The organism is Enterobacter vonholyi (assembly GCF_040834095.1).
In the GTDB taxonomy this organism is placed as follows: domain Bacteria; phylum Pseudomonadota; class Gammaproteobacteria; order Enterobacterales; family Enterobacteriaceae; genus Enterobacter; species Enterobacter vonholyi.
Genome location: NZ_CP162152.1, coordinates 2,218,838 through 2,234,838, shown reverse-complemented (window position 1 = coordinate 2,234,838; position 16,001 = coordinate 2,218,838). Strand labels below are relative to the sequence as shown.

General features: G+C 58.9%; 12 protein-coding genes. 8 read left to right on the top strand and 4 right to left on the bottom strand.

Annotation, left to right across the window (positions count from 1 at the left end; all coding sequences use genetic code 11):
* Positions 1-32: 32 nt before the first annotated feature.
* The 3 genes from treZ to glgX are packed head-to-tail and all read left to right on the top strand — an operon-like array spanning position 33 to position 6,376.
* Entirely contained in the window at positions 33-1,820 is a 1,788-nt protein-coding gene (gene treZ / locus AB3N39_RS10590; protein ID WP_367896686.1) for a malto-oligosyltrehalose trehalohydrolase, read from the top strand.
* Positions 1,817-4,285 carry a malto-oligosyltrehalose synthase gene (gene treY / locus AB3N39_RS10585; RefSeq protein WP_367897305.1) on the top strand — a complete coding sequence of 823 codons (2,469 nt, stop codon included), beginning with the start codon at positions 1,817-1,819 and terminating at the stop codon, positions 4,283-4,285. The genes treZ and treY overlap by 4 nt, the downstream gene beginning before the upstream one ends.
* A gap of 15 nt (positions 4,286-4,300) precedes the next feature.
* Positions 4,301-6,376 carry a glycogen debranching protein GlgX gene (gene glgX, locus AB3N39_RS10580; protein WP_367897304.1) on the top strand — a complete coding sequence of 692 codons (2,076 nt, stop codon included), beginning with the start codon at positions 4,301-4,303 and terminating at the stop codon, positions 6,374-6,376.
* Here glgX and AB3N39_RS10575 read toward each other — a convergent pair whose 3' ends face one another.
* Complete coding sequence (locus tag AB3N39_RS10575) at positions 6,377-6,922, bottom strand: winged helix DNA-binding protein (protein ID WP_143345127.1); 546 nt, start codon at positions 6,920-6,922, stop codon at positions 6,377-6,379.
* Positions 6,923-7,122: 200 nt separating this feature from the next.
* Between AB3N39_RS10575 and AB3N39_RS10570 the strand changes: the two genes are divergently transcribed.
* The 3 genes from AB3N39_RS10570 to AB3N39_RS10560 are packed head-to-tail and all read left to right on the top strand — an operon-like array spanning position 7,123 to position 9,833.
* Positions 7,123-7,845 carry a DUF969 domain-containing protein gene (locus AB3N39_RS10570; protein ID WP_123922397.1) on the top strand — a complete coding sequence of 241 codons (723 nt, stop codon included), beginning with the start codon at positions 7,123-7,125 and terminating at the stop codon, positions 7,843-7,845.
* Complete coding sequence (locus tag AB3N39_RS10565; protein WP_133294435.1) at positions 7,842-8,828, top strand: DUF979 domain-containing protein; 987 nt, start codon at positions 7,842-7,844, stop codon at positions 8,826-8,828. The genes AB3N39_RS10570 and AB3N39_RS10565 overlap by 4 nt, the downstream gene beginning before the upstream one ends.
* Positions 8,829-8,837: 9 nt before the next feature.
* Entirely contained in the window at positions 8,838-9,833 is a 996-nt protein-coding gene (locus tag AB3N39_RS10560) for a DUF2891 domain-containing protein (protein ID WP_143345126.1), read from the top strand.
* Between the two features lie 31 nt (positions 9,834-9,864).
* Here the strand turns inward: AB3N39_RS10560 and AB3N39_RS10555 are convergent, their stop codons facing one another.
* A complete protein-coding gene (locus AB3N39_RS10555) occupies positions 9,865-11,280 on the bottom strand; it encodes an MFS transporter (RefSeq protein WP_133294433.1) in 1,416 nt (471 codons plus the stop codon).
* Positions 11,281-11,397: 117 nt separating this feature from the next.
* On the opposite strand from AB3N39_RS10555, the gene AB3N39_RS10550 reads away from it, so the two are divergent.
* On the top strand, positions 11,398-12,303 hold the full coding sequence (locus tag AB3N39_RS10550) for a LysR family transcriptional regulator (protein ID WP_367897303.1): 906 nt from the start codon (positions 11,398-11,400) through the stop codon (positions 12,301-12,303).
* Positions 12,304-12,307: 4 nt separating this feature from the next.
* On the opposite strand, the gene AB3N39_RS10545 is transcribed toward AB3N39_RS10550, so the two are convergent.
* Both AB3N39_RS10545 and AB3N39_RS10540 read right to left on the bottom strand, forming a co-directional pair.
* Positions 12,308-13,762: a Cu(+)/Ag(+) sensor histidine kinase gene (locus tag AB3N39_RS10545; RefSeq protein ID WP_133294431.1), complete on the bottom strand. Its 1,455-nt coding sequence runs from the start codon at positions 13,760-13,762 to the stop codon at positions 12,308-12,310.
* Positions 13,752-14,435 (bottom strand): copper/silver response regulator transcription factor, encoded by a 684-nt coding sequence (locus AB3N39_RS10540; RefSeq protein WP_133294430.1) that lies wholly within the window; start codon positions 14,433-14,435, stop codon positions 13,752-13,754. Before AB3N39_RS10540 ends, AB3N39_RS10545 begins: the two co-directional genes overlap by 11 nt.
* Positions 14,436-14,597: 162 nt before the next feature.
* Here AB3N39_RS10540 and AB3N39_RS10535 point away from each other — a divergent pair, with 162 nt between their 5' ends.
* Entirely contained in the window at positions 14,598-15,983 is a 1,386-nt protein-coding gene (locus AB3N39_RS10535) for an efflux transporter outer membrane subunit (protein WP_367897302.1), read from the top strand.
* Positions 15,984-16,001 lie beyond the last annotated feature (18 nt).

The following is a 16,001-nucleotide window of genomic DNA, read 5'->3' as shown; positions in this document are numbered from 1 at the left end:
CGCGTAAAATGTGGGTCATTCGAGGACAATGAATGGAATTCAGGACATTTCAAAAGCAGTGGGGTGCTGAGTTTATTTCCGATGACGTTGTACGTTTTCGCGTCTGGGCAGAAGGACAGAAAGAACTTACGCTACGTCTTGCCGCCACCGACGTGCCGATGACGGCAACCGGCGACGGCTGGTTTCAGGCTGACGTACCCGGCGTCAGGCACGGTGCAGAATATCAGTTTGTTCTTCAGGACGGCATGGCGGTGCCCGATCCCGCCTCGCGGGCGCAAAAGGGCGACGTTAACGGCCCCTCGGTGGTGATCGATCCCCGACGTTACCAGCCGGTCAACCGCGACTGGGCAGGGCGGCCGTGGGAAGAGACGATCATTTACGAACTGCACATCGGCACGTTTACCCCGGAGGGCACCTTCCGGGCGGCGATCGACAAGCTGCCGTATCTGGCAGAGCTCGGGATTACCCAGCTTGAAGTGATGCCCGTCTCCCAGTTTGGCGGTTCCCGCGGCTGGGGATATGACGGCGTGCTGCTGTATGCCCCGCACTCAGCGTACGGCACGCCGGAGGATTTCCACGCGTTTATCGACGCCGCGCACGGGCTGGGGCTTTCCGTGGTGCTGGATATCGTGCTCAACCACTTTGGGCCCGAAGGAAACTATCTGCCTCTGCTGTCGCCCGCGTTTTTTGATGCACAGCGGATGACGCCGTGGGGTAACGGCATCGCCTACGAGCGCGAGCCGGTCAGGCAGTACATCACCGACGCGCCGCTCTACTGGCTGACGGAATACCGTCTGGACGGGCTGCGCTTTGATGCCATCGACCAGATTAAGGACGGCTCGGACACCCATGTTCTCGAGGAGATTGCCGCAAAAATTCGCGAGGCCATTCCGCACCGTCACGTTCACCTGACCACGGAAGACAGCCGCAACGTGATTTTCCTGCATCCGCGCGATGAACAGGGCAACGCGCCGCTGTTTACCGGCGAGTGGAACGATGATTTTCACAACGCCGCCCACGTGTTTGCCACCGGAGAGACCCACGCGTATTACCAGGATTTTGCCTTTGAGCCTGAGAAGAAGTTCGCCCGGGCGCTGGCGGAAGGCTTTGTCTACCAGGGCGAAGTGTCTCTGCAAACCGGAGAATCTCGCGGGGTGGAGTGCCGCACGCAGCCGCCGCAGTTCTTCGTCGATTTTATTCAAAACCACGATCAGACAGGCAATCGCGCCCAGGGCGAGCGGCTTATCTCCCTCGCGGGTGCCGACAAGACGCGGGTGCTGCTTGCCGCGCTGCTGCTTTCCCCGCATATCCCGCTGCTGTTTATGGGCGAGGAGTTTGGTGAAACGCATCCGTTCCTGTTCTTCACCGATTTTCACGGCGATCTGGCTAAGGCGGTACGGGAAGGGCGCGCGAAAGAGTTTACCGGTCACGCCGGACACGATGAAGTCGTTCCGGACCCGAATGACGTGAACACCTTTGTTCGCTCAAAGCTCGACTGGCATAAGATTGCCACCGACGAGGGCAAAACGTGGCTGCGCTACACGCGCAATCTGTTGACGCTGCGCCATCGCCATATCGTTCCGCTTCTGCATCCGCGCGGTGCCGTTGAGGGCCATGTGCTCAAGACCGCGCCCGGCATGGTGGCGGTGTGCTGGCGCTTCCCGTCGGGGACGCTCTCGCTGGCGCTTAATATCGGCATTAAGCCCGTCGCGCTGCCCGATCTCGCGGGTGAGACGCGCTTTGCCTGGCCGGAAGTCACTGACGTTTTACCGCCGAACGGTATTGTCGTTCGCTTTGCTGATGGAGAAGCACCGTTATGATCCCTTCCGCCACGTACCGAATTCAGTTCCGTAACGGCATGACCTTCGACCGCGTTGTGGCGCTGGTGCCGTATATGAAGGACCTCGGCATCAGCCACCTTTACGCGTCGCCCGTATTCACTGCCACGACGGGGTCTACCCACGGCTATGACGTGACCAACCCGAATGAAATCGACCCCGCGATTGGCGGACGAGAAGGCTTTGACCGCATGGCCGCGGCGCTTAAGCAGGCCGGCATGGGGCTGATTCTGGACATTGTCCCGAACCATATGTCCACCTCGCTGGAAAACCTCTGGTGGCGGGACGTGATTGAATACGGCCAGCAGAGCCGCTATTTCCGCTATTTTGATATCGACGGGTCACGACCGCTTACGCTGCCGTTTCTTGGCGACACCTTTGAGGCGGAGCTGGAGAAGGGAGCTATCACCCTAAAACGTGACCCTGTCACGAAAAAGGCCGCGCTGGTGTACTACGACGCCGAGTATCCGCTCAACCCGGGTACGTACAGCGAAGAGAAGAGCATTGCCGAACTGCACAACGCGCAAAGCTGGCGGCTTATGTCCTGGCGGGAGGCGCCGAAGCAGCTCTCATGGCGGCGCTTCTTTGAGATAACCGGGCTGGTCGGCGTTCGGGTTGAGGATGATGCGGTCTTCGACGACACGCACCGGCTGATCCTTGAGCTGGTCCACGAGGGCGTGGTGGACGGCCTGCGCATTGACCATGTCGACGGTCTGGCGGATCCGCTGGGCTATCTGCAGCGCCTGCGTCAGGCCGCCGGGCCCGACTGTTACATCACGGTCGAAAAAATTCTCGCAAAAGGTGAGCAGCTCCCCGTAGACTGGCCGGTATCCGGCACCACCGGCTACGAGTTTATTGCCTCGCTGGCGGAAGTGCTGGTCGACGACGATAACCTCTCGCGCCTGGAGACAATCCACGACGAGACGCTGGGCGTGACGGTCGATCGCCACGCGGAGCTGCGCGATGCCAAAGGCCTGATGACCGATCGCAATTTCGAGGGTGAATTCACCACGCTGCTAAACCTTGCTGAGGATCTGGCCCGCCGCAATGAGGTTGCGCTGCCGCGCGAGGATATCCGCCACGCGCTGCGCGAGTTGCTTATTGCGTTTCCGGTCTACCGCACCTACGGCACTCGCGAGGGGTTAACCCCGCCGGACGTGGCGCTGCTTAATCGCGTGGTCGCCAGCGTGGAGACGTCTGAAGCCGCGCTCAGCCTGATCGTGCGCATTCTTACCGGCGATCTGCCGGAAGATTGCCGCGAGAGCGCCGCGCTGTTCAGGACCCGCTTCCAGCAGCTGACCGGGCCGCTGATGGCGAAGTCCGTTGAAGACACGCTCTTCTTTCGCCACAACCTCGACCTTGCGCTCAACGAAGTGGGCGCCGACCCGACGCCGCGCGCGTTTTCATTATCCCGCTTCCACCAAGAGATGCGCATTCGTCTGGCCCGTCAGCCCGATGCGCTGCTGGGCACCTCCACGCACGATACCAAGCGCGGGGAGGATGCCCGCGCGCGCCTTTACACCCTGACGGAAGCCCCGGAACGCTGGGGGGAAAATCTGGCCCGCTGGCGGCAGATGAACCAGACCCAGGTGCGTTTTCTCAATGACGGTACCGCGCCGAACGCCGCCGATACGTGGATGATCTACCAGGCGCTGGCGGGCGTCTGGCCCGCCATGCTGTCACCGGACGACGCCGACGGGCTGAAATTACTGGAAGAACGCTTCCTTGGCTTCCTCGAGAAAGCGCTGCGCGAGGCGAAACAGCGCACCGACTGGATCGACAGTAACGAGAGCTATGAGAGCGTGGTGCTGAGCTACGCGCGGCACCTGCTTTCGCCGGACAACGCCCCGTTCCTGCATGATTTCAGCGAGGCGATGCAGCCCTTTATCCGCGCCGGGTTAATGAACAGCCTCAGCCAGACGGTGATTAAGCTGACGGCGCCCGGCGTGCCGGATATCTATCAGGGCAGCGAGGCGCTTAACTTTAGCCTCGTCGACCCGGATAACCGACGCGAGCCGGACTTTCCGGCCCTGGTGCAGAGCCTCAGCGCGGCGGATGCCGGGGTGTTTGACAACCCGGCATGCTGGCGGGACGGCAGGGTGAAGCAGTTTGTTACCGCCACGCTGCTGCGGCTTCGACCGCACTACGACGCGCTTTTCCGCTACGGCGACTGGCTGCCGCTTAAGGTCAGCGGCGAGCGCGAAGATAACCTGATTGTCTACGCGCGCGTTAAGGACGACGAGGCGCTGATTGTTGCCGTGCCGCGTCTGGTTTTTGATGTCACCGATAATCATCAGCTGTGGGTCAATACCACGGTGGCGATACCCGAGGAGCTGACGGGGAAACGCTATCGGGATCTGTTCAGCGGTGAGAGCCGCATTCTGCAAGAGACGCTGGATTTAACGTCAGAAAAGGGATGTGTACTGGTTCTGCTTACCTGCGAATAATCGTGGAGAACGAAAATGGCAAAGGATACAACGTTTGAAATTCGGGCCGGTCATGGCCAGCAGTTGGGTGCGAATTATGACGGGAAAGGGGTCAACTTCGCGCTGTTCTCCGCTCACGCTGAACGGGTGGAGCTCTGTCTGTTTGACCCGTCCGGGAAAACGGAAATCGCCCGGCTGGAGCTGCCGGAGTATACCCATGAGGTCTGGCACGGCTATGTGCCCGATCTGAAGCCGGGTGCGCTGTACGGCTATCGCGTCTACGGCCCCTACGACCCGGAAAATGGTCATCGCTTTAACCCGCATAAGCTGCTTATCGACCCTTACGCTCGCGAACTGATGGGTGACATCGACTGGAACGACGCCCATTTCGGCTATGAGCTGGGGCATGACGAGCTGGATTTGAGCTTTGATACCCGCGACAGCGCGCCGTTTACGCCGAAATGCAGGGTCATCGACCCGAATGCCTTTGACTGGCAGGACAACAGCCGGCCGAACGTGCCCTGGCCGCATACCGTTGTCTATGAGAGCCACGTGAAAGGGTTTACCCAGATGAACCCGGCCATTCCGCCCGAGCTGCGGGGCACGTTTGAGGGGATGGGGCACAAAGCCTCGGTCGACTATATCAAAAGCCTCGGCATTACCTCGGTGGAGCTGCTGCCGGTTCACTGGTTTCCGGACGATCAGCACCTGCTCGACCGCGGCCTGAAGAACTTCTGGGGCTATAACACGCTGGGCTTTTTTGCCCCTGCGTCACGCTACTACGGCCCGGCGGGGATCCAGGGCTTTCGCGATATGGTGCGCGCCTATCATGACGCGGGCATCGAGGTCATTCTTGACGTGGTGTACAACCACACGGCGGAAGGGAACGAGCTTGGCCCGACGCTCTCGTTTAAGGGGATTGATAACTACAGCTATTACCGCACGCTCCCGGACCAGCACCGGTATTACATCAACGACACCGGGACGGGAAACACGGTCAACACCTCGCATCCGCGCGTGCTGCAGATGGTGATGGATTCCCTGCGCTACTGGGCGGAATCGATGCACATCGACGGTTTTCGCTTCGACCTCGGGACGATCCTGGGCCGCGAGCCCGAAGGGTTTGACCCGCGCGGCGGTTTCTTCGACGCCATGACTCAGGATCCGGTGTTATCCCGACTGAAGCTGATTGGTGAACCCTGGGATATCGGCCCCGGCGGGTATCAGGTCGGCGGTTTCCCGCCGGGCTGGGGGGAGTGGAACGACAAATACCGCGACACCGTTCGCGAGTACTGGAAGGGGGACAATGTCTCCACGGACTTTGCCGCGCGCCTGCTCGGTTCCGGCGATCTGTACGATCTGCGCGGACGTCGTCCGTGGGCCAGCGTCAATTTTATCACCGCCCACGACGGCTTTACGCTGAATGACCTGGTGTCGTACAACGAGAAGCACAACGCCGACAACGGCGAGGACAATAACGACGGGCATAACGATAACCGCTCGTACAACTACGGCGAGGAAGGGCCAACCGAGAATCCGGATATTATTGCTACCCGCGAACGGCAGAAACGTAATTTCCTGACCACGCTGCTGTTCTCCCACGGCACGCCGATGCTGCTGGCGGGGGACGAGTTTGGCCGCACGCAGAAGGGCAACAACAATGGGTACTGCCAGGACAGTGAGATCTCATGGATCGACTGGAAGGGGCTCTCCGAAAACGACGCTGCGCTGCGCGAGTTTACCCGTCGTCTCATTACCTTGCGCGCGCAACAGCCACTGCTGCGCCGTGAAAGCTGGCGCGACGGGCTGGAGATCCGCTGGTTCAATGCCGGGGGCGGCCCACAGCAGGCCGAGCAGTGGGATGAAGGCTCAACCCTCGGGGTCTCCATCAGCAGGCCGGATCTCAGGCAGGAGGACGGTATCTGGCACGACGTGCTGATGCTGTTCAATCCTTTTGAAGGCACCGTGCCGTTCCAGATCCCGCAGTTTGGCGAAGGGGGATGGGTGCTGGAGCTGTCTACGGCGGATGATGCTGCCACCGGGACAGCGATCACCGAAACCGTAGAGTATGCGCTGGCCGGACGGAGCATTACGCTGTTCCGACGTCCTTAATTACAGTGACGCCGCCGCCCGTGCGGCGGTGTCATACAGGGAGGAGATCGTGCGTAACAGCTGCGCGGTCTCGCCAATCGACTTCCCGGCAATGCCGCTCTCCGCGTGGATCGCAATCAGGCACGCTTCCCGCACGTCCCGGTATTTCATGCACAGCGCTTTCCCTTCCTCGGTGGTAGAGAAAAAGAGCTCTTTACCCGCTTTCTGGCTCGTCACGTAGCCTGCTTTGACCAGTTTTTTCAGGGCATAGGTCACCACGTGGGTATCTTCCACGTTGAGGACGAAGCAGATATCGGCCAGCTTTTTCTTGCGGTCGCGGTGGTTCACGTGATGCAGCAGCGAAACGTCAAAGGCGCCCATATCGGGCTCGCCGGCAGCCGTCATGCAGCGCACCATCCATTTGTTAAACGCGTTGCTGGTCATGATCAGCGCATATTCCAGCTCTGATAACTCCGCGCAGCGCTCGGATACCAGATGGCGGGAAGAGACGATCCGGCCATCGTTGATATCGTCGCGATCGGGTGAAGCACTCTTTTCTGAGGTCATAACGTTCCTTAGCCAGAAATGTAAACTCATCGATAAAATAAGAACATTTTATTGATAATTTGTTTACATGTTTTTGAGGTTCAGATATAGCTTTTTAGCGCAGGTTTTGCGAAGCCTGCCAACAAAACACAACATCGCTCGCCGCAAATTAAAAAAATAGCCGTCGGCGCGCAACGCTCACTTTCGATAGGGTAAACGTTATGGACGGTACTACGCTGCTTCCGCTGATCGGGATACCGATCGTGGTTATTGGTTTTGCACTGCGCTTCAACCCGCTGCTGGTAGTCGTGGTGGCGGGGCTGGCGACGGGTCTGCTGGTCGGCATGGATTTCGGGATGCTGCTGGAGACCTTTGGCGAGAAGTTCGTCAATAGCCGATCGCTGGCCACCTTCATCCTGATCCTGCCCGTGATTGGTCTGCTGGAATATTACGGGCTTAAGGAGCGCGCCCAGGCCTGGGTGGCGAAGATCGCCAGCGCCACCTCGGCGCGTATTCTGATGCTTTACTTTGTCGCCCGTGAAGGCACCGCCGCGCTGGGACTGATGTCGCTGGGCGGACATGCGCAGACGGTGCGCCCGCTGCTGGCGCCGATGGCCGAAGGGGCGGCGCTGAACGAATACGGCGAACTGCCGCAGCACATCCGCGACAAAATCAAAGCCCACGCCGCCGCGTGCGACAACATCGCGGTCTTCTTTGGGGAAGATATCTTTATTGCCTTCGGGGCGGTGCTGCTGATCGACGCGTTCCTGAAAGAGAACGGTATTCCGGGCATTGAACCGCTGCATATCGGCCTGTGGGCTATTCCTACCGCCATTGCGGCATTGGTTATTCATATGACGCGCCTGCTGCGCCTCGATGCAAGCATCCGTCGCGACGTGATGGCCTGGCGTGCAGAGCAGGGTACGCAGGAGGCTGCGCAATGATGACGCTTATCACCATTAACCGCGTGTACTACCTGATTGGCTTTGTCGTGATGCTGCTGGTTGTGATGACCCTGCGCGATCGCGCTAATCCGAAGCGTTTTACCACCGCGCTGTTCTGGTTCTTGTTTGGCGGGATCTTTCTGTTTGGCGATCTGATGGTTCAGGAGCTGGGGAAATCGCTGGCGTACCGGATAATCGGCGGCGGCGTTATCGTTATCGCGCTGCTGGCGGGTTTTGGCCTCGTCGGGAAAGGGCACTATAAAATGTCGACCGAGGAGGAGCGCGTCGCGTCGTCAAACCGGCTTAAAAACTGGCTGTTCCTGCCCGCGCTGATGATCCCGGTGGTGACGGTGCTGGGCACGTTATTCCTGAAGGGCGTTTCGATCGGCGGCGTGTTTCTGCTCGATCAGAAACAGCTCACCCTGGCGGCGCTGTGCGTGGCCTGCGTCGCGGCGATCCTCACCGGCTGGTGGCTGACCAAAGGCACGCCGCTGCATGCCGTTCGTCAGTCTCGTCGTCTTGTCGATACCATCGGCTGGGCGGTGATCCTGCCGCAGATGCTGGCCATGCTCGGCGGCGTGTTCGTGGTGGCCAACACGGGCGACTCGGTACAGAAGGTGGTGAGCCTGTTTGTAAACCCGGATAGCCGCTTCATGCTGGTGGTCATTTACTGCGTGGGTATGGCGCTGTTTACCATGATCATGGGTAATGCCTTTGCGGCCTTCCCGGTGTTAAGTGCCGGTATCGCCTTGCCGTTTCTCATCAACGTGCATCACGGCAACCCGGCGCCGCTGCTGGCGATTGGCATGTACGCGGGCTATTGCGGCACGCTGATGACGCCGATGGCCGCGAACTTCAATATCGTTCCCGCCGCGCTGCTGGAGCTGAAGGACAAATATCAGGTGATCAAGATCCAGATCCCGACCGCGTTAACCCTGCTGGTGGTGAACGTGTTGTTAATGTATTTCCTCGTGTTTCGCTAAGGAGCTGTCATGGAATTAACGCAACATCAGGCCGACGCGTTTGCCCGCATGCCTTTGACCTATTTGCGCCAGGAATACCCGAACCACATCATGCACCTGCTGAATGATGATGGTGACGTTCTGCCGCCGCGCGAGCTGCATCCCATTTTCTACGGTTGTTTTGACTGGCACTCGGCGGTGCACGGCTACTGGCTGCTGCTGCGCTGCGTGCGGCTCTATCCAGAATTACCTTGCCGGGACGCGATCGTCGCGCTTTTTGACGAGCACATAACCGAAGAGAACATGGCGAAGGAGCTGGCCTATTTCACCGCGCCGTTCCGCGCCTCGTTTGAGCGGCCGTATGGCTACGGCTGGCTGCTTGCGCTGGCCCAGGAGCTGAAACAGTCGTCGCTGCCGCAGGCCGCGGGCTGGTATCAGATGCTGGAGCCGTTAACTCAGGACATTCGCAACCGGCTGGTGGATTACCTCGGCAAGCTCACCTATCCGATCCGCGTCGGGACGCACTACAACACCGCGTTTGCCCTCGCGCTGGCGCTCGATTACGGTCGCGCAGTGGGAGACAAGGCGCTTGAACAGGCGATTGTGGCAGCGGCGGAGCGGTTTTATCTCGCCGACACGCGCTATCCGGCTCATTATGAGCCCGGCGGAGACGAGTATATTTCCGGCGCGCTGACGGAGGCGCTGCTGATGAGCAAAGTGTCTGAAGACTTCCCGGCCTGGTTTGACGCGTTTCTCCCGGAGGTGGGTGCCGTTACGGCGCTGATGAACCCTGCGGAAGTGAGCGATCGCACCGACCCGAAAATTGCCCATCTCGACGGATTAAACCTCAGCCGCGCCTGGTGCATGAAGCATATTGCTAAAGCGCTTCCCGCAAACCATCCGGCGCAGCAGGCGCTGCGCGAGGCGGTGACGAAACATCTGGCCGCAAGCGTTGAGCATGTGGTCGGCAGCCACTACAGCGGCGGGCACTGGCTGGCGAGCTTTGCGCTGCTGGCGCTGGAGTAAATAAACGCGCTGCGCCGTGAGGCGCAGCCTGTTAAGCCGATGCCCGAACCGCAGGGCGCAGCCTGCTCAGGCTAAATAAGACCGATCCCGTTGAGGCAATCACCGCAATCCACAGCGCCAGATGCACGGCCCGTTCATCAAGCGTTTGATGATCTGACCCTGTCGTCACAGCCATCAGCACCCCCACCGCGGCAGCGCCGAGACACTGGCCGAATGTCCTGACGATAGAAAGCACGCCAGAGGCATAGCTGGCATATTCCCGCGCCACGTTAGAGAGCATTTCCCGGTTATTGGGACTCTGGAAGCAGCCAAACCCAATCCCACAAACCAGGCTGCGCAGGCAGATATTCCATACGGAAGGATTTGCCGGCAACGTCGCCAGCAGGACCAGTCCACCAACAAACACGATCAGCCCGAGGGTCGAGATCAGCGGCGCGGAAATGGTATCCGCCCAGCGACCCGCGTGCGGCGCGATCAGCACGATGCCAATCGGCCACGGGGTGAACAGCAGCGCGGAAACTACAGGGCTGTAGCCATATACGCTCTGAAACAGGAACGGCAGCGCGACAAACGTGATCCCCTGGCTCACAAACGAGGCCAGCGAGGTCAGCGCGGCGAGGGTGAAGCGCCCGTTTCTGAACATCACCGGCGGCAGTAACGGATGTTGCGCACGCCGGATCCGCCAGGTAAAGGCGAAGGCGCTTACCAGCGCGAGAACGCCCCAGAAGATGGCCTGCGCGCTAATCTGTTGCGCCACGTGCTGAAGGCTGTCGGCCAGCATGATCGCGGAACCTAGCAGGACGGCGGAGAGAACAGCGCCCGGCGCGTCAAATGGAGTTCGGTCCACGGCCGATTCCCGCGGCAAGGCCCGCCATGCCAGCAGCAGGGCGATGCTGCCCGGAATGAGGTTAATGGCGAACAGCCATTGCCAGCTCAGGGCGTCCAGTATTGTTCCTCCGAGCACAGGAGCAATCGCCGTGCTGGAGGCGATAAGCAGGGCGTGCAGCCCCAGAATGCGGCCAAGCAGTTGGCGAGGAAAAACCGAACGCAGGATCGCCGGGGCGATACTCAGGGTCGCCGCCCCGCCGATGCCCTGCAGGATCCGCATCCCGGTTAACATTTCCGGCGTTGTTGCCAGCGCGCAGCCGAGCGAGGTGAGCGTAAAGGCGGCAAGCCCGGTCAGAAAGATCGGGCGATAGCCCACGCGCGCCGCCAGCGCCGCGAAGATGGCCAACGTCATCGCCGCTGACAGCAGATAGCCGTTGGCGAACCAGACCGCAACGTTCGCGGGGACCTGCATCGCCCTTGCCATAGAGGGGAGCGCGATGTTGATCATGGTGCCGTCAAAGACGCCCATCAGCGTGGTGGTCATAACGGCGGCCAGGACCCGGGCGCGTTCATGCCCGGGTAAACCTTCATCGCCGGGCTGGTTTGAAAAGAGCGTCATCGTCGTTACTCCGAAAAAGAATCGTGATGACGAAACTATAATCATGCGGTATATAGGGCGGAAGACGCAGCATTTGCACTTAATCATTGCGCGTAACGCCATATCTGAGGAGCAATCGTGTCCGATCCTGATTTTAACCTTCTGGTTGCGCTCGACGTTTTGCTGGCAGAAGCCAGCGTGGCGGGCGCGGCGCGACGTTTGAACCTGAGCACCTCCGCCATGAGCCGTACCCTCAGCAGGCTCCGGGAGGTGACCGGCGATCCGATCCTGGTGCGGGCCGGTCGTCACATGGTGCTGACGCCCTGGGCCGAAGCCACCCGGGATCGCGCCAGAAGCGCCGTCTACGAGGCAAGAGCGGTTCTGCAGCCCTCCACCGACACGCTGAAGGTGGAAAATCTCGAACGGCTGTTCACCATCCGGGCCAACGACGGTTTTGTGGTGGCATTTGGGCCACTACTTATTGCGGCGGTGGCGGAGGTGGCGCCCGACGTCTGTATTCGTTTTTCGCCGAAACCTGAAAAAACGTCGCGCTATTTGCGCGAGGGGCTGGTCGACCTGGAGATTGGCGTGCAGAACAATATGGGGCCTGAAATACGGCTGCAAAGGCTCTTTCAGGATCGGTTTGTTGGCGCGGTGCGCAAGGGGCATCCGCTGTCATTACGGCATGATGTCAGCCTTGACGATTATGTCGCGTGGGGCCATGTTGTGGCCTCTCCGAACGGATCGTTGCATGGGGCTGTCGATGACGCGCTGGCAGAAAAGGGGATGAAACGCAAGATCGCCAGCGTGGTGCCCGGCTTTCCTACGGCGTTATCCGTGGCGCTGGCCTCCGATCTGATTGCCATGGTGCCTGCGTTGTACCTGCTCAATCAGCCGATGAATGAGCAGGTACACGTCTTTGAACTGCCCTTTAAGACCAGGACCATTACGGTGTCACAGATGTGGCATCCGCGCATGGAGCAGGACCCGGCGCACCGGTGGCTCAGAGAGAAAGTGCTGGAGGTGTGCCGTTCCGTGCGCTGAGCGCTCAGGCAACCTTTCCCGGCACGGTGAGGATGAAGCGCGTCGACACCGCATCCGATTCCACGCGGACTTTTCCGTTGTGCGCCGTGACGATGGACTTCACGATGGCAAGCCCAATTCCGCTGCCTTCGCCTTTACGCTGCCTGGACGGATCGACGCGATAAAAACGGTCAAACAGCTTCGACAGATGCGCCTGCGGGATCGGCGTACCGGGGTTTTCTGTCACCAGCTCAACGTTGTTATCCTGTGTTCTGATGGAGACCGTTACCGTTTTCCCTTCCGGCGTATAGCGCAGGGCGTTGGAGAGCAGATTATTGATTGCTCTTCTGAACATCTGCGGATCGCCTTCTATCAGGCAGGGCATCCCGTTAAATTTCAGAGCGATGTGGCGTTCTTCCGCCCAGGCTTCGAAGAAATCAAACACCTTCATGACCTCGGCGCTTAAATCAAACATCACTCGATCCGGGATGAGCTGATTATTATCGGCCTGTGCCAGGAACAGCATGTCGCTGACCATGCGGGTCATCCGGTTGTACTCTTCAAGGCTGGAGTACAACACATCCTCCAGCTCCTTTTGAGAACGGTTCTGGCTCAGCGCGATTTCCGTTTGCGTCACCAGGTTGGTGATGGGGGTTCTGATTTCGTGAGCGATGTCGGCGGAAAAGTTAGCCTGACGGGTAAAAACATCTTCAATCTTTTCGATCATCTGGTTGAAGGAGATGACCAGCTGCTCCAGCTCAACGGGGACGCGGGACGGCTCCAGCCGCGCGTCAAGATTTTCGGAGGTGATGTTTTTAATGGCGTTACTGACGTTACGCAGGGGCAAATGTCCCTGGCGCACGGCGATGCGGATGACAAGAATAATCAGCAGGCTGATAACGGCGGCAATCGCCAGAAGGTTTTTTTTCAGCGCCTCAAGGTAGTGCAGATGAAAATTAATGGAGAGCCCGATCAGCATCACGTAGCCCTGCGTTTTGCCCTGCAGCGTCGCCGTGCCTGAGGAGGCGATAATCCGGTACGTTTCCATTTTCATGTCGGACCCGCCGTGCATGGGGGCGGCCGGGCCTTCAACCGTCCAGAGAAACACATCCTGCGCGCGGCGGTGTTCGCTAAAGTTCGCCGTGTTCATCGCCGGGCGCAGTGCCGCTCCTTGCGCCGAGCTGAACAGGGTATTGCCCTGCGGATCCAGAAGCAGGACGGCCACGTTGCGGTAGCTGGCGATCGACTCTTTGATCTTGCTGATTTTCTTTTGGTCAGGATCGGCCGGTGACTGCAGGATGCGGTGCATCGCGGTGCTGATTTGCTGCAGGTCGCTGATATCCTGCTCGGCGAAGTGCTTCTCGACGGAATGCAGCATAAACCAGGTAAAGGCGAAAAAGGCCAGTATCGTGGAGAGGCTGATAAAAAAGGTCAGCCGCAGCGCAAGCGAGAACGGGCGTCGGAGGGGCTTAACGCGCATCCGGCACCTCCAGCATATAGCCCACGCCGCGCACCGTCTGGATCAGCTTCGGTTCAAAGTCATTATCGATCTTTGCGCGCAGCCGCTTTACCGCAACGTCAATCGCGTTTGTGTCGCTGTCAAAATTCATGTCCCATACCTGGGAGGCAATCAGGGAGCGGGGCAATACTTCCCCCTGATGGCGCATGAAAAACTCCAGCAGGCTGAACTCTTTGCTGGTTAACAGGATGCGACTTCCGGCACGGCTGACCTTTCTCGACACAAGATCAACCGCCAGGTCAGCCACCTGAAGCTGGCTTTCGGCGATCACCGTATTTCCGCGCCTCAACAGCGTCCTGACCCGGGCGAGCAGCTCGGCAAAGGCGAAAGGCTTAATCAGATAGTCATCCGCGCCCAGCTCAAGCCCCTTAACCCGGTGTTCAATCGTACCGAGAGCCGTCAGAAGTAGTATGGGCATCCCTTTGCCGGCAGAGCGGAGCATGCGGACAATGTCCCAGCCGTTCACATCGGGCAGCATGATATCCAGAATCAGCAGATCGTATTCAGCGGTCATGGCGAGATGGTAGCCGTTCAGGCCATTAACAGCGTGGTCCACGACAAACCCCGCTTCAGTGAGCCCCTTGCTGAGGTACTCACCGGTTTTCATTTCATCTTCAACGATCAGTATTTTCATCTTGCTCCCCTGACTGGCTGCTGATGACATTCTATGGAGCCCGCAACCGTTCACAATGACTTACGTTAAAAATGACAACATTGTCATTATCCCGTCACCCGTCAAACAGGAAGCGTTCAGTAGAGTAGCCCTAAAAATACTCTGGACTTCATTTGAACCGCTATGTTCCTGTTAAAACGACTCAGCATCAGTACGGTATTTATCCTGGCGGGCTGCGTCTCGCTGGCCCCCGAATACCAGCGCCCGGCATCACCGGTACCCCAGCAGTTTTCACTTTCGCGCAACGGCCTGACGTCCGCGATGGTGGGGTATCAGGACACCGGGTGGCGCAACTTTTTCGTCGACCCGCAGGTAGCAGGGCTGATTACGGAAGCGCTGAACAATAATCGCGATGTAAAAATGGCCGCTCTGAAGGTTGAAGAGGCACGGGCGCAGTTCAGCGTGACGGATGCGGATCGTTATCCACAGCTGAATGCCTCCTCGGGTATCACCTACAGCGGTGGGTTGAAAAGTGACAAACCGACCTCTCAACAGTACGACGCGGGTTTTGAGCTTAGCTATGAACTCGACTTCTTCGGCAAGCTGAAGAACATGAGCGAGGCCGGCCGACAAAGCTATTTCGCCAGCGAAGAGGCCCGTCGCGCGGTGCATATCCTGCTCGTCTCTAACGTTTCACAGAGTTATTTCAACCAGCAGCTTGCGTTTAAACAGCTGCGTATCGCGCGGGATACACTGAAAAATTACCGGCAGTCTTATGCGTTCGTTGAGCAACAGCTGGTGACGGGCAGTACGAACGTGCTGGCGCTGGAACAGGCCCGGGGACAGATCGAAAGCACGCAGGCAGAGATTGCCAAAAGAGAGGGAGAGCTGGCGCAGGCCAATAATGCCCTGCAGCTGGTCCTCGGCACGTATCGCGCGCTCCCGGGCGAGAGCGGCATGAACGCCAGCGACGTTGCGCCGGTAAAACTGCCGCCTCATCTCTCCTCAGCGATACTGCTGCAGCGCCCGGACATTTTGGAAGCGGAGTATCAGCTTAAAGCGGCCGATGCGAATATCGGCGCCGCGCGTGCCGCCTTTTTCCCGTCAATATCATTAACCAGCGGGCTTTCAACTGGCAGTACGGAATTATCCAGCCTGTTTACCGCGGGCATCGGGATGTGGAATTTTATCCCTAAAATAGATATTCCCATTTTTAATGCGGGCAGGAATAAGGCAAACCTGAAGCTGGCCGAAATTCGCCAGCAGCAGTCGGTTATTAATTACGAACAAAAAATACAGGCCGCATTTAAACAGGTTGCCGACGCGCTCGCGCTGCGGGACAGCATCAACCAGCAGCTTGCTGCGCAGCAGCGGTACCTTAATTCACTCCGCATCACTCTTCAACGTGCAGGCGGGTTATATTCCAGCGGTGCAGTCAGCTATATCGAAGTCCTGGACGCGGAACGTTCTCTGTTCGCTACACAGCAAAATATTCTCGACCTTATTTATGCCCGACAGGTTAATGAAATTAATCTCTTCACCGCGCTGGGCGGCGGTTGGGTCGAATAACCTCATTTAATTAAACAG

What these genes read in the sequence shown, in the direction of transcription:
- treZ (WP_367896686.1), top strand. Translation starts at nt 33, where the DNA reads ATGGAATTCAGGACATTTCAAAAGCAGTGGGGTGCTGAGTTTATTTCC.
- treY (WP_367897305.1), top strand. Translation starts at nt 1,817, where the DNA reads ATGATCCCTTCCGCCACGTACCGAATTCAGTTCCGTAACGGCATGACC.
- glgX (WP_367897304.1), top strand. Translation starts at nt 4,301, where the DNA reads ATGGCAAAGGATACAACGTTTGAAATTCGGGCCGGTCATGGCCAGCAG.
- AB3N39_RS10575 (WP_143345127.1), bottom strand. Translation starts at nt 6,922, where the DNA reads ATGACCTCAGAAAAGAGTGCTTCACCCGATCGCGACGATATCAACGAT.
- AB3N39_RS10570 (WP_123922397.1), top strand. Translation starts at nt 7,123, where the DNA reads ATGGACGGTACTACGCTGCTTCCGCTGATCGGGATACCGATCGTGGTT.
- AB3N39_RS10565 (WP_133294435.1), top strand. Translation starts at nt 7,842, where the DNA reads ATGATGACGCTTATCACCATTAACCGCGTGTACTACCTGATTGGCTTT.
- AB3N39_RS10560 (WP_143345126.1), top strand. Translation starts at nt 8,838, where the DNA reads ATGGAATTAACGCAACATCAGGCCGACGCGTTTGCCCGCATGCCTTTG.
- AB3N39_RS10555 (WP_133294433.1), bottom strand. Translation starts at nt 11,280, where the DNA reads ATGACGCTCTTTTCAAACCAGCCCGGCGATGAAGGTTTACCCGGGCAT.
- AB3N39_RS10545 (WP_133294431.1), bottom strand. Translation starts at nt 13,762, where the DNA reads ATGCGCGTTAAGCCCCTCCGACGCCCGTTCTCGCTTGCGCTGCGGCTG.
- AB3N39_RS10540 (WP_133294430.1), bottom strand. Translation starts at nt 14,435, where the DNA reads ATGAAAATACTGATCGTTGAAGATGAAATGAAAACCGGTGAGTACCTC.
- AB3N39_RS10535 (WP_367897302.1), top strand. Translation starts at nt 14,598, where the DNA reads ATGTTCCTGTTAAAACGACTCAGCATCAGTACGGTATTTATCCTGGCG.